Here is a 25,085-nt window from a genome sequence, read left to right as displayed (position 1 = left end):
AGTACAAGCGCGCCGGCCGCAGCCGACGCTCCTCGCCTTCACCCGCGCGAAGCGGGCATCTACGGGCCTTGCGGCCCACCTGCATCAGGTCTTCTCGACCTGACTGAAATCCAGTTCAACCGGCGTGGCGCGACCAAAGATGGTCACCATCACGCGCAGCTTGCTCTTGTCGTAATTGACATCTTCCACGGAACCGTGGAAGTCGGTGAACGGCCCTTCCTTGACGCGCACGACCTCGCCCATTTCCCACAGCACCTTCGGACGCGGCTTGTCGACGCCTTCCTGCATCTGCTGCATGATCTTCTCGACTTCCTTCTCGGAAATCGGGGTGGGCTTGTTGGCGGTACCGCCGACAAAGCCGGTGACCTTGGGAGTGGACTTGACCAGATGCCAGCTCTCGTCATTCATGTCCATCTCGACGAGCACGTAGCCGGGGAAAAACTTCCGCTCGGAAATGCTCTTCTGCCCGCTCTTCATCTCGATGACTTCTTCGACGGGCACGAGGATCTGCCCGAAGGAATCCTGCATCCCGGCGCGCGCAATGCGCTCGACAAGCGCGCGTTGGACAGACTTCTCGAAGCCCGAATAGGCATGCACCACGTACCAGCGCTTCGTCATGATTACTTCCAGCCCAGGATGAGGTCGTAGAGCACCCACTCGAGGCTCTTGTCAGTCAGCCAAAGAAACACCGCCATCACCACGGCGAAGGCGAACACTATTCCGGTTGTCTGCACCGTTTCCTTGCGCGAAGGCCACACGACCTTCTTCGCCTCGGTGATCGCCTCACGCGCGAACTCGACGAAACGGCGGCCAGGCTCGGATTGCCATGCGACCGCCGCACCAGCCGCAACACCGGCAAGCACCGACAGCACGCGCAACACCAGCGCCTGCTCGGAAAGCTGATAAAAGCCGACTACGCCGGCTGCAAGCAGGGCGAGAGCCAGCGCAAACTTGAACTTATCGGCCATCTAGATATTGAAAACCCGGAATTGAGTGGCAGGGGCAGAGGGAATCGAACCCCCAACCTTCGGTTTTGGAGACCGACGCTCTGCCAATTGAGCTATACCCCTGCAGCAGAGACTACAAGGCACCCCGGCTTTCGAGGCGCCTTCGATCAAGCAATTGCTTCGGTTTTCAGCCGCAATTACTCGATGATCTTGGCGACGACGCCGGCGCCAACGGTGCGACCGCCTTCGCGGATCGCGAAACGCAGACCTTCTTCCATGGCGATCGGGGCCAGCAGCTTGACCGTGATCGACACATTGTCGCCCGGCATGACCATCTCGGTGCCTTCCGGCAGCACGATCGAACCGGTCACGTCGGTGGTACGGAAGTAGAACTGCGGACGGTAGTTGTTGAAGAACGGGGTATGACGGCCACCCTCTTCCTTCGACAGCACGTACACTTCGCCCGTGAAGTGGGTGTGCGGCTTGATCGAGCCCGGCTTGCACAGGACCTGACCACGCTCGACGTCTTCTCGCTTGGTGCCGCGCAGCAGCACGCCGACGTTGTCGCCTGCCTGGTTTTTTGGTTCGCCGGTGCAGATGGTCTTGACCGTGGGCTTGATGCCGACAATCTCGACTTCCTCGCCGACCTTGACGATACCGCGCTCGACACGACCGGTCACGACGGTGCCGCGACCCGAGATCGAGAACACGTCTTCGATCGGCAGCAGAAAAGGCTTGTCGATGGCACGCTCGGGCGTCGGGATGTAGCTGTCGAGCGCCTCGGCCAGCTTCATGATGGCGCCTTCGCCCAGGTCACCCTTGTCGCCTTCGATCGCCTTCAGCGCCGAACCCTTGACGATGGGGATGTCGTCGCCCGGAAAGTCGTACTTCGACAGCAGTTCGCGCACTTCCATCTCGACGAGCTCGAGCAGCTCCTCGTCGTCGACCATGTCGCACTTGTTCATGAACACGATGATGTACGGCACACCGACCTGACGGGCAAGCAGGATGTGCTCGCGCGTCTGCGGCATCGGGCCGTCAGCAGCCGACACGACCAGGATCGCGCCGTCCATCTGCGCGGCGCCGGTGATCATGTTCTTCACATAGTCGGCGTGGCCCGGGCAGTCGACGTGGGCGTAGTGACGGGCCGCCGTTTCGTACTCGACGTGCGCGGTGTTGATCGTGATGCCGCGCGCCTTCTCTTCGGGCGCCGCGTCGATCTGGTCGTAGGCCTTCGCCTCGCCGCCGAACTTCGACGACAGGATCGTCGTGATCGCTGCGGTCAGGGTCGTCTTGCCATGGTCAACGTGGCCGATCGTCCCAACGTTTACGTGCGGTTTCGTCCGCTCAAACTTACCCTTAGCCATGCCAGTACCTCTTTGACAGATTCAGAAAACCGGACCGAACAGATCGACCACAACAACACGAAAAACCGTGGTGCCCATGACGTGGATTGAACACGTGGCCTCTCCCTTACCAAGGGAGTGCTCTACCACTGAGCTACATGGGCTCCGTAAAAACCTTAGCGCGCCAAGCCTGGAGCGGGTGAAGGGAATCGAACCCTCGTCATAAGCTTGGAAGGCTTCTGCTCTACCATTGAGCTACACCCGCATACAACGCAGACGAAACGCTTTACACCCTGACCGGCCCGAACAGCGAGCCAATCTCAGAAACTTGGTGGAGGGGGAAGGATTCGAACCTTCGAAGGCAGAGCCGTCAGATTTACAGTCTGATCCCTTTGACCGCTCGGGAACCCCTCCAAACGGAGACGCGCACTATAGGGGATCATTTTGTGCGTGTCAAACATCATTCGAACTTTTTTTTCAGAAGGTCCGCGTCTTTCGGTCGTTGGCACGGATGCTCATGCGGCGGCGCGTCGTGCGACCGGGAAGAAAATCGCGGAAGATGGCGCATCTTTTCCCTGGAGTCGATGCAATGGCGCTCCCCGCCCCCGGTTCCCGCGAGCCGCTTCCGACCGGCTTTGTTGCAGCGATGCGCGCTCGCTTCGGCGAGCGCTTTTCGACGGCAGAGGCCGTGCGTGCGCATCACGGCCATGACGAGTCGCACTTCCCGGACATGCTGCCGGACGGCGTGGTTTGGCCGCGGTCGACCGAGGAGGCGGTGGAGATCGCGCGTGCGTGCCATGCGCATCGGGTGCCGATCGTACCGTTCGGGGTCGGCAGCTCGCTGGAGGGGCATGTGCTCGCGCTGCATGGCGGGCTCAGCGTGGATTTCGCCGAGATGAACGGGGTGCTCGCGGTGCACGGCGATGACATGGATGCAGTGGTACAGCCGGGGATCACGCGCAAGCAGCTCAACGCCGCGCTGCACGGCACGGGGCTCTTCTTTCCGGTCGACCCGGGCGCCGATGCGAGCCTGGGCGGGATGGCTTCGACGCGCGCCTCCGGGACGAATGCGGTGCGCTACGGGACGATGCGCGACAACGTGTTAGCAATGGAGGTGGTGCTCGCGGACGGGCGGGTGATCCGTACCGGCGGACGCGCGCGCAAGTCCTCGGCGGGCTACGACCTGACGGCGCTGATGGTCGGCTCGGAAGGGACGCTGGGGCTGATCACGGCGCTGACGGTGCGGCTGCACCCGCTGCCGGAGGCGGTTTCGGCGGCGGTGTGCGCCTTCCCGGATGTCGATGATGCGGTGCGCACGGTGATCCAGACGATCCAGCTCGGGGTGCCGGTGGCGCGCATCGAGCTGCTGGACACGCTGACTGTGCAGGCGATCAACCGCTACAGCAAGACCACGCTGCGCGAAGCGCCGATGCTGTTCTTCGAGTTCCACGGCTCGGCGGCGGGCGTGGAGGAGCAGGCGCAGACGGTGCAGGAGATTGCGCGCGAGAACGGCGGTCAGGACTTCGAATGGGCGACGCGCCCGGAGGACCGCAGCCGGCTGTGGGCGGCGCGCCATGACGTGTATTTCGCGTCGATCAACCTGCGGCCGGGCTGCCGCGGCGTCACCACCGACGTGTGCGTGCCGATTTCGCGCCTCGCGGACTGCATCGCCGGGGCGCGCGAGGACATCGCCGCGAGCGGATTCATCGCGCCCATCGTCGGTCACGTCGGCGACGGCAACTTCCATACGGTGATCCTGGTCGATCCGGACGACCCCGACGAGATCGCGCGCGCCGAGGCGCTCAACCGCAAGATCGTCGAGCGGGCGCTGGCGATGGACGGGACGTGCACGGGCGAACACGGGATCGGCTTCGGCAAGCAGGATTTCCTCGCCGCCGAACACGGGGACGCCGCGGTCGCGGCGATGCGGGCGCTGAAGTTGTCGCTGGATCCGCACAACCTCATGAATCCGGGCAAGGTCATTCCCGCGGGCTGAACCCCGCCCCATTGCCGCGTCCGACGCGAGGGGCTAGGCTGCCCGGATCGCGGCGACTTGTCCGCGCGGTGTTCCGGAAACGCAGTTCTTGCGCAGGGAGTCGCCATGGCCGAAACCGATCCGGGCAGCCGTTCATCGACGGCGGGGAGCGTGAGCCTCGAGGACAAGTACACGCAGGCGTCGGGGCGCGTGTATCTGACGGGCTACCAGGCGCTGGTGCGCCTGCTGATGATCCAGAAGGAGCGTGACCGCGGGGCGGGGTTGAATACCGCCGGCTTCGTGTCCGGCTATCGCGGCTCGCCGCTGGGCGGGCTGGACCAGACGCTGTGGAAGGCGAAGACACACCTTTCCAGCCACGACATCGTGTTCCAGCCGGGCGTCAATGAGGATCTCGCGGCCACCGCGGTATGGGGAACGCAGCAGGTGAACCTGTCGCCGCAGGCGAAGTACGACGGCGTGTTCGCGATGTGGTACGGCAAGGGGCCGGGGGTCGACCGCAGCGGCGACGTGTTCCGCCACGCGAATGCGGCCGGGACCTCGCCGCATGGCGGCGTGCTGGTGGTGGCCGGTGACGACCACGCGGCGAAGTCTTCGACGCTGCCGCACCAGACCGACCATTACTTCAAGGCGATGATGATGCCGGTGCTGGCGCCGGCGGGCGTGCAGGAGTATGTCGACTTCGGCGTGCATGGCTACGCGCTGTCGCGCTATTCGGGCTGCTGGGTGGCATTCAAGGCGCTTGCGGACACGGTGGAGACTTCGGCGTCGGTGGATGTGGATCCGCGCCGCGTGGAGGTCGTGATCCCGGCCGATTTCGCGCTGCCTCCCGACGGCCTCAACATCCGCTGGCCGGATCCGCCGCTGGTGCAGGAGAAGCGGCTGCTGCACTACAAGCTGTACGCGGCGCTGGCATACTGCCGCGCCAACGGGCTGAACCCCATCGTGATCGATTCGCCAGCGCCGCGGCTGGGGATCATCACCTGCGGCAAGTCGTATCTCGACGTGCGCCAGGCCTTCGACGACCTCGGCATCGACGCGGCGCTCGCGGCCGAGATCGGCATCCGGCTGTACAAGGTGGGCATGGTGTGGCCGCTGGAGGCCGAGGGGGTGCGCCGCTTCGCGCAGGGGCTGGACGAGATCCTCGTGATCGAGGAGAAACGCCAGCTGCTGGAGTACCAGTTGAAGGAGGAGCTGTACAACTGGAGGGAGGATGTCCGCCCACGCGTGGTCGGGAAGTTCGACGAGAAAGGCGAATGGGCGATGATCCCGCAGGAAGGCGGCGTGGTGGATCACGGGGAATGGCTGCTGCCGGCCGCGGGCGAATTGACGCCGGCGATGATCGCGCAAGTGATCGCGGCGCGCGTCGGGCGATTCTTCACGTCCACACGCATCGAGGCTAGGCTCGCCTTCCTGCAGGCGAAGGAGAAGGCGCTGTCGGATCGCTTCTTCGCGATCGACCGCGTGCCGACTTTCTGCCCCGGCTGCCCGCACAATACGTCGACGAACGTCCCCGAAGGCAGCCGCGCGGTGGCCGGCATCGGCTGCCACTACATGGCGACGTGGATGCCGGAGCGGCGCACCGGCACCTTCACGCAGATGGGCGGCGAGGGCGTGCCGTGGGTCGGGCAGGCGCCGTTCACGAACGAGCAGCACGTGTTCGCGAACCTCGGCGACGGCACCTACTTCCACTCGGGCGTGCTGGCGATCCGCCAGGCGGTGGCTGCGCGGGTGAACATCACCTACAAGATCCTGTTCAACGACGCGGTGGCGATGACGGGCGGGCAGCCGCTGGACGGCGGGCTGACGGTGCCGAAGATCGTGCGCCAGCTGCAGGCCGAGGGCGTGAGCAACATCGTCATCGTGACCGACGGCACCGAGCGCCATTACGGCCCGGCGGACGTCCCGCACGTCCCTCTGCTGCATCGCGACGAGCTCGACGCGGTGCAGCGCGAGCTGCGCGCCTCGCCGGGCGTCACGGCGCTGATCTACGATCAGACCTGCGCGGCCGAGAAGCGGCGGCGCAGGAAGCGCGGCGCCTACCCCGATCCGGCGCGGCGCGTGTTCATCAACGAGGCGGTGTGCGAGGGCTGTGGCGATTGCGGCGTGCAGTCGAACTGCATGGCGGTGGTGCCCGTCGAGACACCCTTCGGGCGCAAGCGCCAGATCGACCAGTCGGCATGCAACAAGGATTTTTCGTGCCTCAAGGGCTTCTGCCCGAGCTTCATCACGATAGAGGGCGGGCGTTTGCGCAAGGGCGGCGCACAGGCGGGCGACGACGCATGGATCGCCGCGCTGCCCGAACCGGAGCTGCCGGGGACGGCCGCGCCCTTCGGCATCCTCGTGACCGGCGTGGGCGGCACCGGGGTGGTGACGATCGGTGCGCTGATCGGCATGGGGGCGCACATCGACGGCAAGGGCGTGACGGTGCTGGACATGACCGGTCTCGCGCAGAAGGGCGGCTCGGTGTTCAGCCACATCCGCGTCGCCGACCGGCCCGAGGATCTGCACGCGGTGCGCATCGCTGCGGGCGAGGCGCAGGCGGTGATAGGCGGCGATCTCGTCGTGACGGCGAGCGTCGAGGCGCTGGCGAAGATGGCGGCGGGGCGCACGCGGGCGATCGTGAATACGACGGAAACGCCGACCTCGGAATTCGCGCGCAATCCGGACTGGTCATTCCCGATCGGCCGCATGGAGCGCGCCATACGCGAGGCGGTGGGGGACGGCCCCGGGCGGCAGGCGGCGGACTTCATCGATGCGCAGCGGATGGCGACGGCGCTGATGGGCGACGCCATCGCGACGAACGCCTTCCTGCTCGGCTACGCGTGGCAGATGGGCATGGTGCCGGTGACGCGCGCGGCGCTGCTGAAGGCGATCGAGCTCAATGCGGTGGCGGTCGCGATGAACGCGCTGGCCTTCGAGTGGGGACGACGGGCGGTGGTCGAGCCCGAGGCGATCGCGCGGGCGCTGGAACCCGCACAATCCGCCCCGAGGGAAACGGAGACGCTCGACGGGTTGATCGCGATGCACGAGGCGACGCTGACGGCGTACCAGGATGCGGCTTACGCGGCACGCTACCGCCGCCTCGTCGACCGGGTGCGGGCCGCGGAGATGGGCGTCGCCGGCGATGGCGCGACGCTGCGGCTCACGGAGGCGGTCGCGCGCAGCCATTTCAAACTCATGGCTTACAAGGACGAATACGAGGTCGCCCGTCTCCACACCGACCCGGCCTTCTGGGAGCGCGTCGGGGCGACTTTCGAGGGGGACTACGAGGTGCGCTTCCATCTCGCGCCGCCGCTGCTCGCGCGCCCTGATCCCAACACGGGAAAACTGCGCAAGAAAGCCTACGGCGCGCGCATGCTGAAGGCGTTCCGCTGGCTTGCGCGCCTGCGGCGTCTGCGCGGCACGGCGTGGGACATCTTCGGCTACAGCGCGGAGCGGCGGGCCGAGCGGGCACTGATCGCGCAGTACGAGCACGACATCGTCGAGTTGCTGGAGACGCTGTCCTTCCTGCGTCTGCCGGCGGCGGTCGAGATCGCGAAACTGCCCGAGCAGATACGCGGATACGGTCACGTCAAGGCACGCAACATTGAGCAGGCGGCGACGCGAAGGGCGGAACTGCTGGCAGCCTGGCGCGAACCCATCGACGCGGGGCATGCGGCCACCTCGCGGGCTGCCTGACGGGTCGCCGGGGGGCGCGGTATGATCGCGCTCCCCTGCCCTTTCTCGCGCCCGGATGCCGCCTGCACTCAAAGCCCTGTTCGCCCAGATTGCCGGCTGGGCATGCGCCTTCCTGTTCGCGGGCGCCGGATGGCTGCCGGCGGGCATCTGGCCGCTGGCCGGCATGCAGGCGCTGGGCGCGACGGCCGCGGCGGCGGCGATGCGCAGCGCGCGCTGGTGGCTGGCGATCCATGCGGCGTTCGCGCCGCTGCTCGTTGTCGCCGGGCGGGCGGGAATCGCACCGGCGTGGTATCTCGCCGCGTTTGCGCTGCTGCTCGTCGTGTATTGGACGAGCTTTCGCACCCAGGTGCCGCTCTACCTGTCGAACCGCGCGACGATCGCCGCGCTGGCCGGCCTGTTGCCAGCCGGGCGGCCGGTGCATATGCTGGACTTGGGCAGCGGCACGGGATCGCTGCTCCGCGGGCTCGTGCGCCTGCGCCCCGACTGCCGCTGCGACGGTGTGGAGGCCGCGCCCGCGCCGTGGCTGCTGAGCCGCCTGCTCGCCCGCACGACGGCGCAGATCGTCGTGCGGCGCGGGGACTTCTTTACGGCGTCGTGGGAGCCCTACGACCTCGTCTATGCCTTCCTGTCGCCGGTGCCGATGGCACGCGTATGGGCCAAGGCGCAGCAGGAACTCACGCCCGGCGCGCTCGTCGTAAGCAACAGTTTTCCGATTCCCGGCCGTATACCGGACAGGGTCGTCGAGGTGGACGACAGGCGGGCGACGCGGCTGTACGTGTATCGGGTGGCGGACGGGCAGGCGTCGAAATAGCGGGCGTATCCGGGCGCTTTTTCACCCCTTGCGCCCAGCCTCCCGCGCCGATAATGCAATCGTGCGGCGAGGAGGCCGCGAGTGAGGAACACCGGCATGGCTGAAATCATCTGTGTGATCGGTAACAAGGGGGGTACGGGCAAGACCACCCTGTCGCACATGCTGTCGCAGGGACTGGGCCTGTTGGGCCACCGCGCCGCCTGCGTGCTGACCGACACGTCGCGCGAACCGCTGAGTCCGGCGGGGCGCCGCTACATCACCGCCGATGCGCGCACGCGCGAGGCGCTCACCAAGGTCGTCGACAAACTGCGTTCGCTCGAAGGCTGGCTGGGCGTGATCGACGGCGGCGGCAACCGCACGGAGATGGACCGCAAGCTGTACGCGATGTCGGACATCGTGCTGCTGCCCTTCCGCGAGTCGCATGAAGATATCCGCACCGTCGTACGCGACCTCGAGATGTTCCCGCGCGCCTATGCGGTGCCGACGCAGTGGCCGACCAACGCGTGGCAGCGCGAGGCGGTCGACCGCAGCGTCGCGCAATTGATGGGTGCATACCGCCACCGCATCCTGAATCCGGTGCTGGCGCTATCGGGCACCAAGCTGTTGCTGCAGAAGCAGATCCCGGAACACCTGCCGACGGCGGTGGCGAACGCTTGCCGTGCGCTGGCGCGGCAGGTGCTCGATGTCATGGACATCGAGCATGCGGAGACAACGACCGCAGCGGACGACGAGGATGAACCACAGCTGAGCGGCCGGCTGTCGCCGGCCGACATGCCGCTGCGCCTGCAGGCGAACCGGCGGACCCACTAACGCGGCTTTGCCGCGGCATCCACCAACGCGGCTGCGCCGCGCCGCCCGCGGATCAGAGCCGCGAACCGTGGCGGGCGATGACGATCAGCGCCTGGGCGCGGCTGCTGACGTTGAGGGCGCGGAAGATCGCCGACATATGCACCTTCACGGTGCCTTCGGACAGGCCGAGCAGGTCGGCGATCTCGCGGTTGGTCTTCCCCTGGGCGAGGAGTTCCAGCACGCGGGTCTGTCCGGCGGTCAGGCCGAAGCGTTCGCTCACGGGCGCGCCGGAACGCTTGGCGGCCGAGTCATTGCCGATGTCGGGCGCATACACGCCGCCATCCAGCACGCAACGCACCGCTGCGCGCAGCGTGTCGCCCGAATCCGCCTTGGACACGAAGCCCGAGGCGCCGCCCTTCATCGCACGCCGGATGGACGCGGAGTCGTCGAGGGCGGAGACGACGATCGTGGGAACGTCGGGGAAGCGCTTCGCGAGCACGCCCAGCAAGGAAAACCCGTTCAGGTCCGGCAGCATCAGGTCGATCACCGCGAGGTCCCAGTCGGGATTGGCCTCCAGCTTGGCGAGCGCATCCTCGGAACCCTTTGCCTCCACGCACTCGACGCCGGGCTCAAGGCGCGCAAGGGTCTGCGCCATGGCTTCACGTACAAGGGCATGGTCTTCGACGATGAGAATCCGGGTCACGACGCGCTCCGTTATGCTGCAATTCCAAAGGCGTGAGGATAGCACGCGGGAACTGTCCAAAAAGATAGGAGCAATTTCCCCCCATGCAGGCAAAAATTCGGGGAAAATTACCCTGTTATATTCCAACGCCCCATCATCACAACCGCCACGCGGACATCACGCATTGTCATACCGTGCGTTCGGAAACTATCATCAGTCGATGAGCATACGAGCTCCGCATCCGGCCCGGCTTTGGGCGACGCCTGCCGCGACATCCGCGCGCGGGGGCGGAACCCGTCGTTCACCGGCGTTTCCCGGGGATTGCCCACGCCGTGCAACGCTCGCGGGACGGCCCCGCTGAAGCGCCGATGCTGCAGCTCGACCATCGCCTTCTGCGCACCTTGTTGCTGGCGCTTGCAATCCTTGCCGTCTGTTGCGGTCGCGCGTTCGCCGGCTCGCGCGTGGTGGTGGTCACTGCCGAACGCAGCGGCGCCCACGAAGAAACCCTGGTCGCCCTGCGCACTGCACTGGCTCCGGACGTTCCCGAGGGCGACATGGAGGTCCTGGGCCTACGTGAGCTCGACCGCGAGACACTGGCCGATGCGCGCATCGTCGTCACGATAGGCACCCAGGCGGCAAAGGCCGTCGGCGCCCGCATGCCTGCGGTACCCGTGCTGTACACGCTGATCCCCCGCGACGCGTTCGACCTCATCCAGTACGGGCCGCATGCCGACCGGTATTCGGCGATCTTCCTCGACCAACCCGTGCATCGGCAGATCGCGCTGCTGAACATCGCCCTGCCGCACAAGCCCAACCTTGCCCTGCTCGCGAGTCCCGCCTCGAATGATCTGGCGCGCCGCTTGGCGGCGGTCGCACGGGAACAGCAACTTCCGGCAACCATAGAGAAGATCTCCACCGCGGACGAGATCTACCCCGCACTGGAGCGTCTGCTGGCCGAACCCGCAGTCCTGCTGGCTTTGCCCGACAGCACGCTGTTCAACAGCTACACGATCCAGAACGTGCTCCTGACGAGCTACCGCCACCGCGCGCCGCTGGTCGGATTCTCGCCCGCATATGTCCGGGCGGGAGCGCTGCTGGCGCTGTATTCGACCCCGGCGCAGATCGCCCGCCAGGCCGCCGATGCCGTGCGGCGCGTACTTGCCGGCGGAGGCTTGCCCCCGCCGCAGTCGCCGCGCGAGTTCGAGGTCGCGACGAACCCCAATGTCGCCCGCTCGCTGTCGATCGGGCTGGACTCGGCGGAGCGCATCGCCGCCCGCCTGCGCCAGCGCGAAGGGCGCCCGGAGGTGAAGCCATGATCGACACCTGGGGAGTCCGCGCACGGGTGATGCTCGTGGCCGTGCTGCCGATGCTGGTGCTGGCCATCGTGCTCACGGCCTTCTACACTCGCTCGCGCGTTGCCGATCACGAAGAGGCCTATCACGCGCGCGGGCAGGCCTTTGCCCGGCAGCTCGCGGCGGCGAGCGAGTACGCGCTGTTTTCGGGCAACCGCGACACGCTGCAGCGCCTCGCATCCGCGATGCTTGCCGAAGACGACGTGACGGGCGTGCTGATCGTCGACCGCGGCGGCGAGGCGCTGGCGCGCAGCGGTTACCTGGACGAGTCGCTCCCCTTGCTCTCGCAGCTGACGCCTTCGCGACGCCTGCTCGACGCGCCGAACACGCTGCGCATCATCGAACCGGTCGTTCCGAGTACGCTCGACCTCGATGACGACCTTTCCGGGCACTCGCCGGGCACCGCGCTGGCAGCCGCGCCGCCGCCGATGCTGGGGGCGGTGGTCGTCGACATGTCGCGCGCACGTCTCGACGACCGCCAGCGCGAATTGCTGCTCACAGGAAGCGTCGCGATCGTGCTCGTCCTCCTCGGCAGCATGATGCTGGCAAACTACATGAGCCGGGGCGTGACCGGCCCGATCCGCCAGGTCGCGATGACGGTGGAACGCATCGGCAGGGGGCAGTTCTCCGCCCGCGTCCCCCCCGTCGGCGGCGGCACGCTGCGCACGCTGACTGACGGGGTGAACCAGATGGCGGCACAGCTCGCGAGCGCACATGACGACATGAGCCGCCAGATCGCCGCGGCAACGTCCGAGTTGCGCGCAAGCAAGGACGAGGCCGAGCGGGCAACGCAGTCGAAATCGCGCTTCCTGGCGGCGGCGAGCCATGACCTGCGCCAACCGATGCACGCGCTGGGCCTCTTCATCGCGGAGTTGGCGCAGCACGAACACGCATCGGATGCGCAACGGCTCGTCGAGCGCATCGCCGCCTCCGCGGCGGCGATGGAGAATCTGCTCGACAGCCTGCTCGACATCTCGCGCCTGGACGCCAACGTGGTGCAGCCCAATGTCCGGTCCTTCCCGCTGCAGCCCCTGCTCGACCGCATCGCGGCCGACGAGCGCCCCGGGGCCGACGCCCGCGACCTCGAACTGAAGGCGCTGTCCACGGATGCATGGATCAGCAGCGACCCCGTCCTGTTCGAGCGCATCCTCAGCAACCTCGTGAGCAATGCCGTGCGCTACACGCGCAAGGGGCGCGTGCTGGTGGCGTGCCGCAGGCGCGGTGACCGGCTGCGCATCGAAGTACGCGACAACGGTGTCGGCATCCCGGCCGAATCGCATGAAGCGATCTTCCAGGAGTTCGTACAGCTGCATAACCCGGAGCGTTCCCGCGACAAGGGCCTGGGACTCGGCCTGCCCATCGTGCGGCGCCTGACCGAACTGCTCGATCACCATCTGACGCTGCGCTCCAGCCCGGGACTGGGCTCGGTTTTCGCGGTCGAGGTGCCGCTTGCGAAGCCCGAAGCGGCACCGGCCGCCAGCGAGGGTCCGCGCATGCCAGGCGACCTGGGCGGCTTGCACGTGGCATTGGTGGACGACGATCCGCTGGCGCGCAGCAGCATGCAAAGCCTGCTCACGTCGTGGGGCTGCAAGGTCGCGGCCGCCGGGGACACCGAATCGCTCGTCGATCTGCTGAACCGGGAGCAGGCCATCCCGGAACTGATCATCAGTGACTTCCGGCTCGACGGCCGCTGCAATGGCATCGATGTGATCCGCAGCCTGCGTGCGTGGAAGGGTACGGAAATTCCGGCGGTACTCGTGACGGGCGATACGGGGCCGGAAACGCTGCGTCAGGCACAGGAGGAAGGCCTGCCCCTGCTGCACAAGCCTGTGCGGCCCGCACGCCTGCGGGCTTTGCTGAATCGCCTGCCCAAACGTCACGATTAGCCGCCGCGCAGTCGGAACAGGGCTCGTCCCGCCGATACGCAGGAGGAGTAATATGAAGACGTATTCAATCGAGGGGGAGAGGCATGGCGAATGACAACTCGGCGAAGGATCCGCTCGAATTCGTGCGCGGCATGTGGAACAACATGGGTTTCTCCCTGCCCGGCATGATCACGCCGACGCTGGACGTCGGCGAGCTCGACAAGCGCATTGCCGACCTGAAAGCGGTCGAGAACTGGCTCAAGATGAACCTCAGCATGCTGCAGATGACGACGCAGGGGTTGGAGGTGCAGCGCGCGGCGATAGCTGCCGTGCAGGCGATGAGCCAGCAGGCGCGCGAATCGGGCACTCAGGGACAGGGCGAAGCACAGGCCAATCCGTTCGCGTCGGCAGCCATGTGGCCGTGGGCCGCGATGACCGGGGCCCAGGCTCCCGGCGCTCAGGCGAGTGCTGCGAGCCCTGCCGCAGCCGGCACCGGTCCGGCGACGGGTCCGCGCAAGTCCGCAGCGGAAAGGAAATAAGCCAACTGAAGGGCGGACGCCACGGCGCCGCCCCGCTTCCTGCCATTCACAGGAGGTGCAGCCAGAATGTCAGCGAGGGAACGGCGAGGAGCGTGGTCGCCGAGATCAGCCACGCGACGCCGGCACCGTCCCCCCCCATGCGCATCGCGAGGATGTAGGCGGAACTCGCGCTCGGCAGCGCGGCGAACAACACCAGCATGGCGAAGGCGACGCCTTCGACTCCCAGCGCGCGGCCGATCTGCCACGCGACGGCGGGCAGGAACAGCAGTTTCACCGCGATGATCCATGCGGAGCCTGACCAACGCCCGCTCACCATCTCCCAACGCAATGCGGCACCGACCGCAAGCAGCCCCAGCGCCACCGCGGCATCGCCGAGGCGCTTCAGGAAGGATGTCAGCGGGCCGGGCAATTCGAGTCCCGCAAGGTTGAACAGCAATCCGGCGAGCGTCGCGAGCACCAGCGGGTTGCGCGACAGTTCACGCAGCAGGCTGCCCTGGCCGTGCCGCGCGAGCATGCCGACGGCCATCACGTTCGCGAACGGCACCATCGCGCCGCACAGGCCGCCCATCAGCGCGATGCCCGCTGCGCCGTGCAGCTTGCCGGCGATCGCGATGCCGATGTAGGTGTTGAAGCGATAGGCGCATTGCAAACGGGACGCGAAGCCCATCGCATCGAGCCCCATGAGGCTGCGCCCGATCAGGCCGAGCAGGAAGCCCGCGACCATCGTGCCGAGTCCTGCGAGGAAGAGCGGCAGCGCGCGGCCGGGGTCGATGTCGGCGGTCGCCAGCGCATTGAACAGCAGCGCAGGGAAAAGCACGAAGTAGACCAGTTTTTCGACGCCTGTCCAGAAGGCCTCGCCATCGACGAGGTGGCGGCGCAGGACCGCGCCGAGCAGGATCAGGGAAAAATCGGGAAGAAGCAGGAGCAGGCTTTGCATCGGTGAAGCTTAACCTGCGGCCGGCAAGGCCGCGATTACGGGTTATACCCGCTGCCGGCCTTCCGAGCCTCCTCCTGCGGACGGCTCAGATCACACCGGCTGCGCGCAGACGTGCGATTTCCTCCGCATCCATGCCGAGTGCGGCCAGCACCGCTTCGCTGTCGGCCCCGGCCTGCGGCGCGGGCGCGAACGGGCCGGGCTCGAATCCCGACAGGCGCACCGGAGGGCCGAACTGGCGCACGCCCTCCACTTCCGTGACCATGCCGCGCGCGAGGAGCTGCGGATTCTCAAGGCTTTCCTCAAGACGCAGGATGGGCGTCACGCAGCAGTCGACGCCGTCGAAGATCGCCGTCCATTCGGCCTGCGTGCGGCAGCGGAAGATTGCCGCGAGCTCGGCGCGGGCGCGAGCCCCGTCTTCGCCCGTCGCGAGATGCGCGGGCTTGAGGTCGGGGCGGCCGAGGGTATCGCAGACGAGGTGCCAGAACTTCTCTTCGAGCGATCCGACCGCCATGTGCCGTCCGTCGGCGGTCTCGTACACGCCGTAGCAGGGCACGCCGCCGGTGAGGAGGTCCTCGCCGCGGGGCCTCACGCCGCCGTGCGCGAGCACTTCGGCGAGCGGGAAGATCGCATGCGCCATCGCGGCGTCGGTCATCGCGACGTCGACGTGCCGGCCCTGCCCGCTCGCGCGCGCGTCGATGATGGCGACGAGGAGGCCGAACAGCGCGGACATCGTTCCGCCGAGCAGGTCGCCGATCTGCAGGTTGGGGATCGAGGGCGCGCTGCCCGCGACGCCGATCTGGTCGAGCACGCCGGCGTAGCCGATGTAGTTGATGTCGTGGCCGGCGCGCAGCGCGTAGGGGCCGGTCTGGCCGTAACCGGAAATGCTGCACACGACGATCTTCGGGTTGCGCGCGGAGAGCGCGTCGTAGCCGAGGCCCAGCTTGTCCATCACGCCGGGGCGGAAACCCTCGACGACGACGTCGGCGGTGTCGACGAGGCGCAGGAACAGCTCGCGGCCCGCGGCCTGCTTGAGGTCGAGGCGCACGCTCTTCTTGCCGCGGTTGCACACCTGGTAGAAGAAGCTCGTGTCGCCGTTCATCGAGCCCATCGTGCGGGCGTAGTCGCCGGCGCCGGTGTCCTCGACCTTGATGACCTCGGCGCCGTAATCGGCGAGGTGCTGGGTCGCGAGCGGGCCGGGGAGGAGGCGCGTGAGGTCGAGCACGCGCAGGTTCGCGAGGGGTTTCTGTCTCATGCTATACGGGATCGTTGGCGTTGGAGACCGGATTCTAAGCGGTTTCGCGGCTGGAACCGCTCCCACGGGCGGGCGGGGGCGGCGGACGCCCCGACCGTACGGATTCATCGACGGCTGCGTGGCGGGATTCGCTGCGCCGCTCCCGCCCTACGGGCCCCCGTTGCGTTCAGTCGTATTTCCGGATGTCGTCGATGAGCTTGCCGTCGTTGGCGAGGCTTCCGGGGGCACAGAAGCGCACTTCGCCGCGCAGCTTCGTGAGTTCGCGGATGCTGTCGGCGACGGCGGCGGCGAGGGCGTCGCCAGGCTGCGCGCTCTCGCAGTGCAGCGTCATGCCGTCGGCGAGGTCGGGGTTGTCGACGACGAGGCGCACGCGGGCGAGCTCGGGATGGCGTTTCGCGACGGCCGCGACCTGGCCGGGATGCACGAACATGCCCTTGACCTTGGTGGTCTGGTCGGCGCGACCCATCCAGCCCTTGATGCGCACGTTCGTGCGGCCGCAGGGCGAGGCGCCGGGCAGCACGGCCGAGAGGTCGCCGGTGCCGAAGCGGATCAGCGGGTAGTCGGGGTTGAAGGTGGTAACGACGACTTCGCCGACCTCGCCCGGGGCGACCGGGTCGCCGGTGCCGGGGCGGACGATCTCGACGATCACGTCCTCGTCCAGCACCAGGCCCTCGCGCGCCGGCGTCTCGTAGGCGATGAGGCCGATGTCGGCGGTGGCGTAGGCCTGCGCGGTAACGATGCCGCGCGCGGCGAAGAGCTCGCGCAGCGCGGGCGGGAAGGCTTCGCCGGAGACGAAGGCCTTCGTGAAGCCGTGCGCGATGCCCGATTCCTCGGCCTTGTCGAGGAGGATGCGCAGGAAGGACGGCGTGCCGACGTAGGCGTTGGGCCGCAGGTCCGCGATCGCGGCGAGCTGCTGTTCGGTCTGGCCGGTGCCGGCGGGGAAGACGGTGCAGCCCAGCGCGTGCGCGGCCGTCTCCATCATCGAGCCGGCGGGCGTGAAGTGGTAGGAGAAGGTGTTATGCACGAGGTCGCCCGCGCGAAAGCCCGCGGCATGGAAGGCGCGGGCGAGGCGGTAGTAGTCGGGGCGGGCACTCTCGGGTTCGTACAGCGGGCCCGGCGACGCGAACACGCGGCGGCAGCCCGGGCCCCAGGCGGTCGCGGCGAAGCCGCCGAAGGGGCGTGCGGCCTTCTGGCGTTCGAGCAGTTCCGACTTGCGCGTCACGGGCAGGCGCGCGAGCGCGTCGCGGCTCGTGACCGACTGCGGATCGACGCCTTCCAGCAGCCCGGCGAAGGCCGGCGCGTTCGCCTTGGCGTGGGCGAGCTGCGCGGGCAGGCGGGCCATCAGTTCCCGCTCGCGCTCGGCGGGGTCACGGGTTTCTCTGGCGTCGTAGTAAGTCATTGGTAGATCCTTGATGCAGCAAGAGCCCGGCCGGATGCATGACAGGCGAGATGCATCGCCGGAGGAACGGTGACGTGGGAGCGGCTTCAGCCGCGAATCGGCCGTGCGGTGCGGCGTCGCCCATTCGCGGCTGAAGCCGCTCCCACAAGGCCAATCGGCATCCATTTACGGCGGAGATCGCTCTCACCAGGCCGCTCGATTCACGTTGCTCGCGTCGCACGGGCTCTCGGCCGCGACGCCCCGTCGTCAAGACAGCCAGCGCTTGCGGCGGCGGTAGTGCTTGACGTCACGAAAGCTCTTTCGGCCCTCGCCCGAGATGCCGAGGTAGAACTCCTTGACGTCCTCGTTATCGGCCAGGCTCTTCGCCTCGCCTTCCATCACGATGCGGCCGTTCTCGACGATGTAGCCGAAGTCCGAATAGCGCAGCGCGACCATGGTGTTCTGTTCGGCGAGCAGGAAGCTCACCTTTTCCTTCACGTTCAGGTCCTTCACGATCTCGAACACTTCCTCGACGATCTGCGGCGCCAGCCCCATCGAGGGCTCGTCGAGCAGGACCATGCGGGGGTTCGACATCAGCGCGCGGCCGATCGCGCACATCTGCTGCTCGCCGCCCGAGGTGTAGGCGGCCTGGCTGGTGCGGCGGGTCTTCAGGCGCGGGAAGTACGTGTACACCTTGTCGAGGTTGGCGGCGATCTGGCCCCTGTCCTTGCAGGTGTAGGCGCCGGCGAGCAGGTTTTCCTCGATCGTCAGGTGAGCGAAGCAGTGCCGCCCCTCCATCACCTGCACGACGCCACGGCGCACGAGATCCGACGGCGACAGGCTCTCGACGCGCTCGCCCTGCAGCTCGATCGTGCCCTTGGTGACTTCGCCGCGCTCGCCCTTGAGCAGGTTGGACACCGCACGCAGCGTCGTCGTCTTGCCCGCGCCGTTGCCGCCCAGGATCGCGACGATGCGGCCTTCGGGCACCTGCAGCGACACGCCCTTCAGCACCAGCGCGACGTGGTTGTAGATCACCTCGATGCCATTCACATTAAGGAGAAGGTTCGGCGTATTCATCGATTCATCCGCTAAGTCGGTTTCGCTGCGGCCATGCACCGGCATGGCCGCTCCGCGGAAAGCCCGCGCGCGGCAGCCCGCAACCGGGCTGCGCACACGCTTGCTCCCGTCAGGCGTTGCAGTCGCTCGCGTCGCGACGCTTGATCTGCTTGTCGGTCGCGTACTTGTCCGCGGCCTCCTTGACCAACGGATCGATCACGCTCTTGTCGGCCTCGTACCAGTCCGGCTGCATCTTCCACGTCGTGCCGTCCCAGCTGTGGACTCGCACGGCGGTCGACCCCATGTGGTCGGTGCAGCTCGTCTTGATCGGACGGATCAGCCCGGCCAGCCCCAACTCGCCGATGCGCTTCTCATCGACGTTGAGGTTCTCGAGGCCCCAGCGCACCTGCTCGCCGGTCATGACCTTGCCCTTGCCGAACTTCGCCTGCGCCGTGCGCACCGCCTCGACCTCCAGCATCTGGATCAGCAGGCCGCGCATGTACAGCACCGTGCCCACCTCCTCGCGCGGGCCGCTGCCCTGGCCTCCGTCATGCACCTTCTTGAGGATGTCCTTGATCAGCGGCGAATCCGTGCCGTGCGGGTTGAGCGCCAGCGCGCTGTAGCCCTTGGCATTGGCTCCGACATCCTTCACGTCCGGCTCGGAGCCCGACCACCACACGCCGAAGAGCTTCTCGCGCGGATAACCGGTCGCGACGGCTTCCTTGAGCGCGGTCGAGTTCATCACGCCCCAGCCCCACAGCAGTGTGTAGTCCGGGCGCTGCTGACGCACCTGCAGCCAGGTCGCCTTCTGCTCGACGCCGGGCGCCGTGACGGGCAGCAGCACGAGCTCGAAGCCGTGCATCTGCGCGCGCTTTTGCAGCAGCGGGATCGGCTCCTTGCCGAAGGGCGAGTCGTGATACACGAGCGCGATCTTCTTGCCCTTGAGCTTGTCGAGCCCGCCTTCCTTCTTGCCCAGATGCTGAATCAGCGCGTCGGCCGCCGTCCAGTAGCTGCCCATCAGCGGGAAGTTCCACTTGAACACGCCGCCGTCCTGCGACGCGGCGAGGCCGTAGCCGAGCGTGACCAGCGGGACCTTGTCGACCGGCGCCTTCTCGGTCAGTGCGAAAGTGATACCGGTGGCCTGCGGGTCGATCACCGTGGGTTTCTTGCTTTTCAGGCGTTCGTAGCATTCGACGCCCTTGTCGGTCGCGTAGCCGGTCTCGCATTCCTCCCAGCCGATCTTCACGCCATTGATGCCGCCGGTGGCGTTGACGTACTTGACGTAATCCTGCTTGCCGTTGGCCCAAGGCGTGCCGTTGGGCGCATAGGCGCCGGTGCGATAGACGAGCAACGGGAAGAACTGGTCGCCTTCCTGCTGCGCCGCGACGGGCGCGGACAGGGTGCCGGCACCGAATGCCGCCAGCGCGGCGACGAATGCGAAAGTCTTGCGTTTCATGGTGTCTCCTCCTCTATTTTGGATGGCACTTTCGGCGTGCCTGCCGTTCTTTTGCGGTATCACGACTACGTTGAACCGGTAGCGACGCCCGTCAGTGCGGGAAGGGCCACAGGCGCAGCTTCTGCTTGCCGATGCTCCACAGCTTCGCCAGCCCGTGCGGCTCGACGATCAGGAAGAACACGATCAGCGCGCCGAAGATCATGTGCACCAGATGCGAGGTCGTGGCCGTCGATAGCGGGATGCCGAGCAGGTGCGGCACCTGGTCGAGGATGATGGGCAGGACGACGATGAAGGCCGCGCCGAAGAAGGCGCCCATGATCGAGCCCAGGCCTCCGATGATGACCATGAAGAGCAGCTGGAAGCTGCGGTCGATGCTGAACGCGGCCGGCTCCCACGCGCCCAGGTGCACGAAGGCCCACAGCACACCGGCAACGCCGACGATGAAGGAGCTCACCGCGAACGCTGTCAGCTTCGCGTACACCGGGCGGATGCCGATCACCGCCGCGGCGACGTCCATGTCGCGGATCGCCATCCACTGCCGGCCGGTCGCCGTGCGGGTGAGGTTCTTCGCGGCGAGTGCGAACACGCACACGACCGTCAGGCAGAACAGGTACTTCGCGACCGGCGATTCGATCGGCATGCCGAACACGTTCAGGCCCGCGACGCTCACCGAACCCGAGGTCGAGTTGTTCGTGAACCAGCTGATGCGCAGGAAGGCCCAGTCGGTGAAGAACTGCGCGGCGAGCGTCGCCACCGCGAGATACAGGCCCTTGATGCGCAGCGAGGGAACACCGAACAGCACGCCGACGACGGTCGCCGTCAGGCCGCCGAGCAGCATCGCGCCGATCAGCGGCATGCCGTCGATGCGCACCAGGAAGTTGTACGCCGCGTAGGCCCCGACCGCCATGAAGGCGCCCGTGCCGAGCGAGATCTGGCCGCAGTAGCCGACCAGGATGTTGAGCCCCAGCGCCGCGAGCGCGAGGATCAGGAAGGGGATCAGCACGGCGCGGAACAGGTATTCCGAGCCGGCCATCGGCATCACGACGAAGGCGACGAGGAGCAGCAGGCCGATCGCGAGGCGGTCCTGCGCGATCGGGAAGATCTGCTGGTCGGCCGCGTAGCTCGTCTTGAACTGACCGTTTTCTCTGTAGAGCATGTGGAAACTCTCCCGGATTGGCAGCCGCGTCAGACGCGGTCGATGATTTTTTCGCCGAACAGGCCCTGCGGACGCACCAGCAGGAAGCCCAGCGCCAGGACGTAGGCGAACCAGATCTCGATGCCGCCGCCGAAGAAGGAGCCGAGGTAGATCTCGGACAGCTTCTCGCCGACGCCGATGATCAGCCCGCCCAGGATCGCGCCCGGCACCGAGGTCAGGCCGCCCAGGATCACGACCGGCAGCGCCTTCAGCGCGACCAGCGAGAGCGAGAACTGCACGCCGAGCTTGGAGCCCCAGATGATGCCGGCGACCAGCGCCGCGAAGCCCGCAACCGACCACACGATGACCCAGATGCGGTTCAACGGGATGCCGATCGACTGGGCCGCCTGGTGGTCGTCCGCCACCGCACGCAACGCGCGGCCAGTCGAGGTTTTCTGGAAGAAGAGCGCCAGCGCCAGCACCAGCGCCGCGGCGATCAGCGCGGCCACGAGGTCCTCCTTGCTGATCAGCAGGCCCCCCTCGAACATGCCTTCGAGGATCATCGCCGGCTCCTTGGGCATGCCGACGTTGATGCTGTAGATGTCGTTGCCGAACAACGTCTGGCCCAGGCCGTCGAGGAAGTAGCTGATCCCGAGCGTCGCCATCAGCAGCGTGATGCCTTCCTGGTTCACGAGCCTGGACAGGCACAGGCGCTCGATCACCCAGGCCAGCACCACCATCAGCGCCATCGCGACGACGAAGGCCAGCAGGTTGGCAACGATCAGGTTGTCGAAGCCCAGCCACTTCGGAATCCACTCGGCGAAGCGCGCCATCGCCAGCGCCGCGAACAGCACCATCGCGCCCTGCGCGAAGTTGAACACGCCCGAGGCCTTGTAGATCAGCACGAAGCCGAGCGCGATCAGCGAATACAACATGCCGGCCATCAAACCGCCGAACAAGGTTTCAAGAAAGAATCCCATTGCGAAGCTCCCGCTCAGTGCGACGTGCCGAGATAGGCACGGATCACGTCTTCGTTGGCGCGCACCTCTTCGGGCACGCCGTCGCCGATCTTCTTGCCGTAGTCGAGCACCACGACGCGGTCGGAGATGTCCATCACGACCCCCATGTCGTGCTCGATCAGCACGATGGTCGTGCCGAACTGGTCATTCACGTCGAGGATGAAGCGACACATGTCCTGCTTTTCCTCGACGTTCATGCCCGCCATCGGCTCGTCGAGCAGCAGCAGGCTGGGCTCGGCGGCGAGCGCGCGGCCCAGCTCCACGCGCTTCTGCAGGCCGTAGGGCAGCGCGCCGACCGGCGTCTTGCGGATGTCCTGGATCTCGAGGAAGTCGATGACCTCCTCGACCTTCACGCGATGTTCGATCTCCTCCTTGCGGGCGCGCCCCCAGTACAGCGCGTTCGCGAGCAGGCCGCACTTCATCTTCAGGTTGCGCCCGGTCATGATGTTGTCGAGCACGCTCATGCCCTTGAACAGCGCGATGTTCTGGAAGGTGCGCGCGATGCCCTGCGCGGCCGCCATGTGCGGCTCCATCCTGCGGCGCTCCTCGCCGCGGAACAGGATGCGGCCTTGCTGCGGGTGGTAGACGCCGTTGATCACGTTCAGCATCGAGCTCTTGCCGGCGCCGTTGGGGCCGATGATCGAGCGGATCTCGTGCTCGCGCACGTCGAAGCTGATGTCGGTCAGCGCCTTCACGCCGCCGAAGGACAGCGAGATGTTCTGCAAGTCCAGCACCACGTCGCCGGTGCGACGCGCGGCGCTTTGCTCCTGCACGGCCTGCGGCATGTCGTTCATCATCATCGCCCTCCCCCTCACGCCGCCTGCTTCGCGGCTTGCGGCGCGAAGGTCTTCACTTCCTCGATGCGCAGGTCCGCGCTGATGCGCCCCTCGCGCCCGTCCTCGTACTTCACGACGGTGTCGATGTGCTGCGTCGTCTTGCCCTCGAACAGCGCCTCGATCAGCTCCGCGTAGCGCTCGGCGATGAAGTTGCGCCGCACCTTGCGCGTGCGCGTGAGTTCGCCGTCGTCGGCGTCGAGCTCCTTGTGCAGGATCAGGAAGCGCTTGATCTGCGAACCGCTCATCTGCGGGTCGGCGGCGAGGTCGGTGTTCACCTTCTCGACGCAGTCCCGGATCAGCTCGTACACAACCGGCTGGGCCGCGAGGTCGGTGTAACCGGAATACGGCAGGCCGCGCCGCTCGGCCCAGTTGCCGACCGCCTCGAGGTCGATGTTGATGAAGGCGGTCACGCAGTCGCGGCCGCTGCCGAAGGTCACGGCTTCCTTGATGTGCTGGAAGAACTTGAGCTTGTTCTCGATGTAATTGGGCGCGAACATCGAACCGTCCGTGAGCTTGCCGACGTCCTTGGCGCGATCGATGATCCTGAGGTGCCCGTCCTCGTCGAAATAGCCCGCGTCGCCGGTCATGAAGTAGCCCTCGGCGTTGATCGATTCGGCGGTGGCATCCGGGCGCTTGTAATAGGCCTTCAGCAGCATCGGTCCCTTCACGAGGATCTCGCCGTTGTCGGCGAGCTTCACTTCGACGAAGGGCGCCGGCTTGCCGACCGAGTCGAACTTGATTGCACCGTCGGGCTGCAGGCACACGTAGGCGCAGGTCTCGGTCTGGCCGTAGAACTGCTTGAGATTCACGCCAATCGAACGGTAGAAGCGGAAGAGGTCCGGCCCGATCGCCGCGCCCGCCGTATAGGCGACGCGGATTCGGCTCATACCCAGCACGTTCTTCAGCGGGCCGTAGATCAAGAAGTTGCCGAGCGCATACTGCAGTCGGTCACCCGCCGACACCGGCTTGCCGTCCAGGATGTCGGCGCCGCAACGACGCGCGACGCCGAGAAAATGGTGGAACAGCTTGCGCTTTATCGCGCCTGCGTCTTCCATGCGGATCATGACCTGCGTGAGCAGGTTCTCGAACACGCGCGGCGGCGCGAAGTAGTAGGTCGGCCCGATCTCGCGCAGGTCGGTCATCACGGTGTCGCCGGATTCGGGGCAGTTGATCGTGAAGCCCGCGACCATCGCCTGCGCGAACGAGAACAGGTGGTCGCCGACCCAAGCCATCGGCAGGTAGGACAGGATGTCCTCCGCGTCGGTGAGGCCGTCGACCTGCATGCCGCCCTGCGCCGCGGCGATGAAGGCCCCGTGCGTCTGGCATACCCCTTTGGGCTTGCCGGTCGTGCCCGACGTGTACAGCATCACCGAAACGTCGTCGCCCGCGCCCTTGTCGATCTCCGCGTCGAGGAAGTCGGAGTGGTTGCGATCATGGATCAGGCCCATCTCCTGCAGCTCGTCGAGCCCCTTCAGCATCGGCTGGCTGTAGTGGCGCAGGCCGCGCGGGTCGTCGTAGATCACATGCTCGAGGAAGGGCACGTCGGGGTGGATCTCGAGCATCTTGTCGACCTGCTCCTGATCCTCGACCACGGCGAAGCGGATCTCGGCGTCCTGCAGCACGTAGGCCATCTCGGGCGCCACGGCGTCCTGGTACAGCATCACGGGAATGCCGCCGAGGCACTGGCAGGCCGTCACCGACCAGTACAGGCGCGGGCGGTTGTCGCCGATGACTGCCAGCCGGTCGCCACGCTTGAAGCCCAGCTCCGCCAGCCCGCAGGCGATCGCACGCACGTTGCGCGCGACTTCGGCCCACGTATACGTCTGCCAGATGCCGAATTCCTTCTCGCGCATCGCGGGCCGGTCGGGTCGCACGGCCGCGTGCTGCATCAGCAGCCGCGGAAAGGTGTCCAGGGCAGCCGGTTGCTCGGCTTGCCCGTTCCTGTCGGACATACCACCTCCTCCTTTGGTTTTTATCCTGCGTCTCCACCCGGCCTGGTTGTCGTTATCGG

Annotated in this window: 20 protein-coding genes and 4 tRNA genes; 7 read left to right on the top strand and 17 right to left on the bottom strand. The window is 66.8% G+C overall.

Annotated features, from left to right (window positions below; translation table 11 throughout):
* Window positions 1-84: 84 nt before the first annotated feature.
* The 7 genes from nusG to F464_RS0100520 all read right to left on the bottom strand — a co-directional run bounded on the left by nusG (window position 85) and on the right by F464_RS0100520 (window position 2,707).
* Complete coding sequence (nusG, locus tag F464_RS0100550; protein WP_018987810.1) at window positions 85-618, bottom strand: transcription termination/antitermination protein NusG; 534 nt, start codon at window positions 616-618, stop codon at window positions 85-87.
* Between the two features lie 2 nt (window positions 619-620).
* Window positions 621-968, bottom strand: coding sequence for a preprotein translocase subunit SecE (gene secE / locus F464_RS0100545; protein ID WP_018987809.1), 348 nt, complete (start codon window positions 966-968; stop codon window positions 621-623).
* A 26-nt stretch (window positions 969-994) separates the two neighbouring features.
* Window positions 995-1,070 (bottom strand) — tRNA-Trp (locus tag F464_RS0100540).
* Between the two features lie 74 nt (window positions 1,071-1,144).
* Window positions 1,145-2,314, bottom strand: a complete 1,170-nt coding sequence (gene tuf / locus F464_RS0100535; RefSeq protein WP_018987808.1) for an elongation factor Tu — start codon at window positions 2,312-2,314, stop codon at window positions 1,145-1,147.
* A 68-nt stretch (window positions 2,315-2,382) separates the two neighbouring features.
* Window positions 2,383-2,457 (bottom strand) — tRNA-Thr (locus F464_RS0100530).
* A 27-nt stretch (window positions 2,458-2,484) separates the two neighbouring features.
* Window positions 2,485-2,558, bottom strand: a tRNA-Gly gene (locus F464_RS0100525).
* A 64-nt stretch (window positions 2,559-2,622) separates the two neighbouring features.
* Window positions 2,623-2,707: transfer RNA gene (locus F464_RS0100520), tRNA-Tyr, on the bottom strand.
* A gap of 175 nt (window positions 2,708-2,882) precedes the next feature.
* On the opposite strand from F464_RS0100520, the gene F464_RS0100515 reads away from it, so the two are divergent.
* The 4 genes from F464_RS0100515 (at window position 2,883) to F464_RS0100500 (ending at window position 9,588) form a co-directional block, all read left to right on the top strand.
* Window positions 2,883-4,289 carry an FAD-binding oxidoreductase gene (locus tag F464_RS0100515; protein ID WP_018987807.1) on the top strand — a complete coding sequence of 469 codons (1,407 nt, stop codon included), beginning with the start codon at window positions 2,883-2,885 and terminating at the stop codon, window positions 4,287-4,289.
* Between the two features lie 105 nt (window positions 4,290-4,394).
* Window positions 4,395-7,967 (top strand): indolepyruvate ferredoxin oxidoreductase family protein, encoded by a 3,573-nt coding sequence (locus F464_RS0100510; protein WP_018987806.1) that lies wholly within the window; start codon window positions 4,395-4,397, stop codon window positions 7,965-7,967.
* A 55-nt stretch (window positions 7,968-8,022) separates the two neighbouring features.
* Complete coding sequence (locus F464_RS0100505; RefSeq protein ID WP_018987805.1) at window positions 8,023-8,778, top strand: class I SAM-dependent methyltransferase; 756 nt, start codon at window positions 8,023-8,025, stop codon at window positions 8,776-8,778.
* A gap of 96 nt (window positions 8,779-8,874) precedes the next feature.
* Entirely contained in the window at window positions 8,875-9,588 is a 714-nt protein-coding gene (locus F464_RS0100500) for a P-loop NTPase family protein (protein ID WP_018987804.1), read from the top strand.
* Window positions 9,589-9,640: 52 nt separating this feature from the next.
* On the opposite strand, the gene F464_RS0100495 is transcribed toward F464_RS0100500, so the two are convergent.
* Complete coding sequence (locus tag F464_RS0100495; RefSeq protein WP_026295626.1) at window positions 9,641-10,270, bottom strand: response regulator transcription factor; 630 nt, start codon at window positions 10,268-10,270, stop codon at window positions 9,641-9,643.
* 311 nt (window positions 10,271-10,581) lie between these two features.
* Between F464_RS0100495 and F464_RS0100490 the strand changes: the two genes are divergently transcribed.
* The 3 genes from F464_RS0100490 to F464_RS0100480 all read left to right on the top strand — a co-directional run bounded on the left by F464_RS0100490 (window position 10,582) and on the right by F464_RS0100480 (window position 14,005).
* Window positions 10,582-11,565, top strand: coding sequence for an ABC transporter substrate-binding protein (locus F464_RS0100490; protein WP_232428809.1), 984 nt, complete (start codon window positions 10,582-10,584; stop codon window positions 11,563-11,565).
* The gene (locus F464_RS0100485; RefSeq protein ID WP_018987801.1) at window positions 11,562-13,487 is read left to right on the top strand and encodes a hybrid sensor histidine kinase/response regulator; all 1,926 of its coding nucleotides are present in this window, start codon (window positions 11,562-11,564) and stop codon (window positions 13,485-13,487) included. Before F464_RS0100490 ends, F464_RS0100485 begins: the two co-directional genes overlap by 4 nt.
* A gap of 83 nt (window positions 13,488-13,570) precedes the next feature.
* Window positions 13,571-14,005, top strand: a complete 435-nt coding sequence (locus F464_RS0100480) for a PhaM family polyhydroxyalkanoate granule multifunctional regulatory protein (protein ID WP_018987800.1) — start codon at window positions 13,571-13,573, stop codon at window positions 14,003-14,005.
* A 46-nt stretch (window positions 14,006-14,051) separates the two neighbouring features.
* Here the strand turns inward: F464_RS0100480 and F464_RS0100475 are convergent, their stop codons facing one another.
* From F464_RS0100475 to F464_RS0100435, 9 genes are all read right to left on the bottom strand, one after another.
* Window positions 14,052-14,942: an AEC family transporter gene (locus tag F464_RS0100475; RefSeq protein WP_018987799.1), complete on the bottom strand. Its 891-nt coding sequence runs from the start codon at window positions 14,940-14,942 to the stop codon at window positions 14,052-14,054.
* Window positions 14,943-15,027: 85 nt separating this feature from the next.
* A complete protein-coding gene (locus F464_RS0100470; RefSeq protein ID WP_018987798.1) occupies window positions 15,028-16,194 on the bottom strand; it encodes a CaiB/BaiF CoA transferase family protein in 1,167 nt (388 codons plus the stop codon).
* A gap of 166 nt (window positions 16,195-16,360) precedes the next feature.
* A complete protein-coding gene (locus tag F464_RS0100465; RefSeq protein ID WP_018987797.1) occupies window positions 16,361-17,593 on the bottom strand; it encodes a phenylacetate--CoA ligase family protein in 1,233 nt (410 codons plus the stop codon).
* A gap of 246 nt (window positions 17,594-17,839) precedes the next feature.
* Window positions 17,840-18,649 (bottom strand): ABC transporter ATP-binding protein, encoded by an 810-nt coding sequence (locus F464_RS0100460; RefSeq protein WP_026295625.1) that lies wholly within the window; start codon window positions 18,647-18,649, stop codon window positions 17,840-17,842.
* A gap of 109 nt (window positions 18,650-18,758) precedes the next feature.
* The gene (locus F464_RS0100455) at window positions 18,759-20,084 is read right to left on the bottom strand and encodes an ABC transporter substrate-binding protein (RefSeq protein WP_018987795.1); all 1,326 of its coding nucleotides are present in this window, start codon (window positions 20,082-20,084) and stop codon (window positions 18,759-18,761) included.
* A 91-nt stretch (window positions 20,085-20,175) separates the two neighbouring features.
* Window positions 20,176-21,240 (bottom strand): branched-chain amino acid ABC transporter permease, encoded by a 1,065-nt coding sequence (locus F464_RS0100450; RefSeq protein ID WP_018987794.1) that lies wholly within the window; start codon window positions 21,238-21,240, stop codon window positions 20,176-20,178.
* Between the two features lie 29 nt (window positions 21,241-21,269).
* The gene (locus tag F464_RS0100445) at window positions 21,270-22,199 is read right to left on the bottom strand and encodes a branched-chain amino acid ABC transporter permease (protein WP_018987793.1); all 930 of its coding nucleotides are present in this window, start codon (window positions 22,197-22,199) and stop codon (window positions 21,270-21,272) included.
* Between the two features lie 14 nt (window positions 22,200-22,213).
* A complete protein-coding gene (locus F464_RS0100440) occupies window positions 22,214-23,038 on the bottom strand; it encodes an ABC transporter ATP-binding protein (RefSeq protein ID WP_018987792.1) in 825 nt (274 codons plus the stop codon).
* A gap of 11 nt (window positions 23,039-23,049) precedes the next feature.
* Window positions 23,050-25,026 (bottom strand): AMP-dependent synthetase/ligase, encoded by a 1,977-nt coding sequence (locus F464_RS0100435; protein ID WP_018987791.1) that lies wholly within the window; start codon window positions 25,024-25,026, stop codon window positions 23,050-23,052.
* Between the last annotated feature and the right edge of the window lie 59 nt (window positions 25,027-25,085).

It is taken from the genome of Aromatoleum toluclasticum ATCC 700605 (assembly GCF_000378245.1).
GTDB lineage: Bacteria > Pseudomonadota > Gammaproteobacteria > Burkholderiales > Rhodocyclaceae > Aromatoleum > Aromatoleum toluclasticum.
Note: the sequence above shows the minus strand (reverse complement) of the source record. Positions and strands in the feature narration are given on the sequence as shown.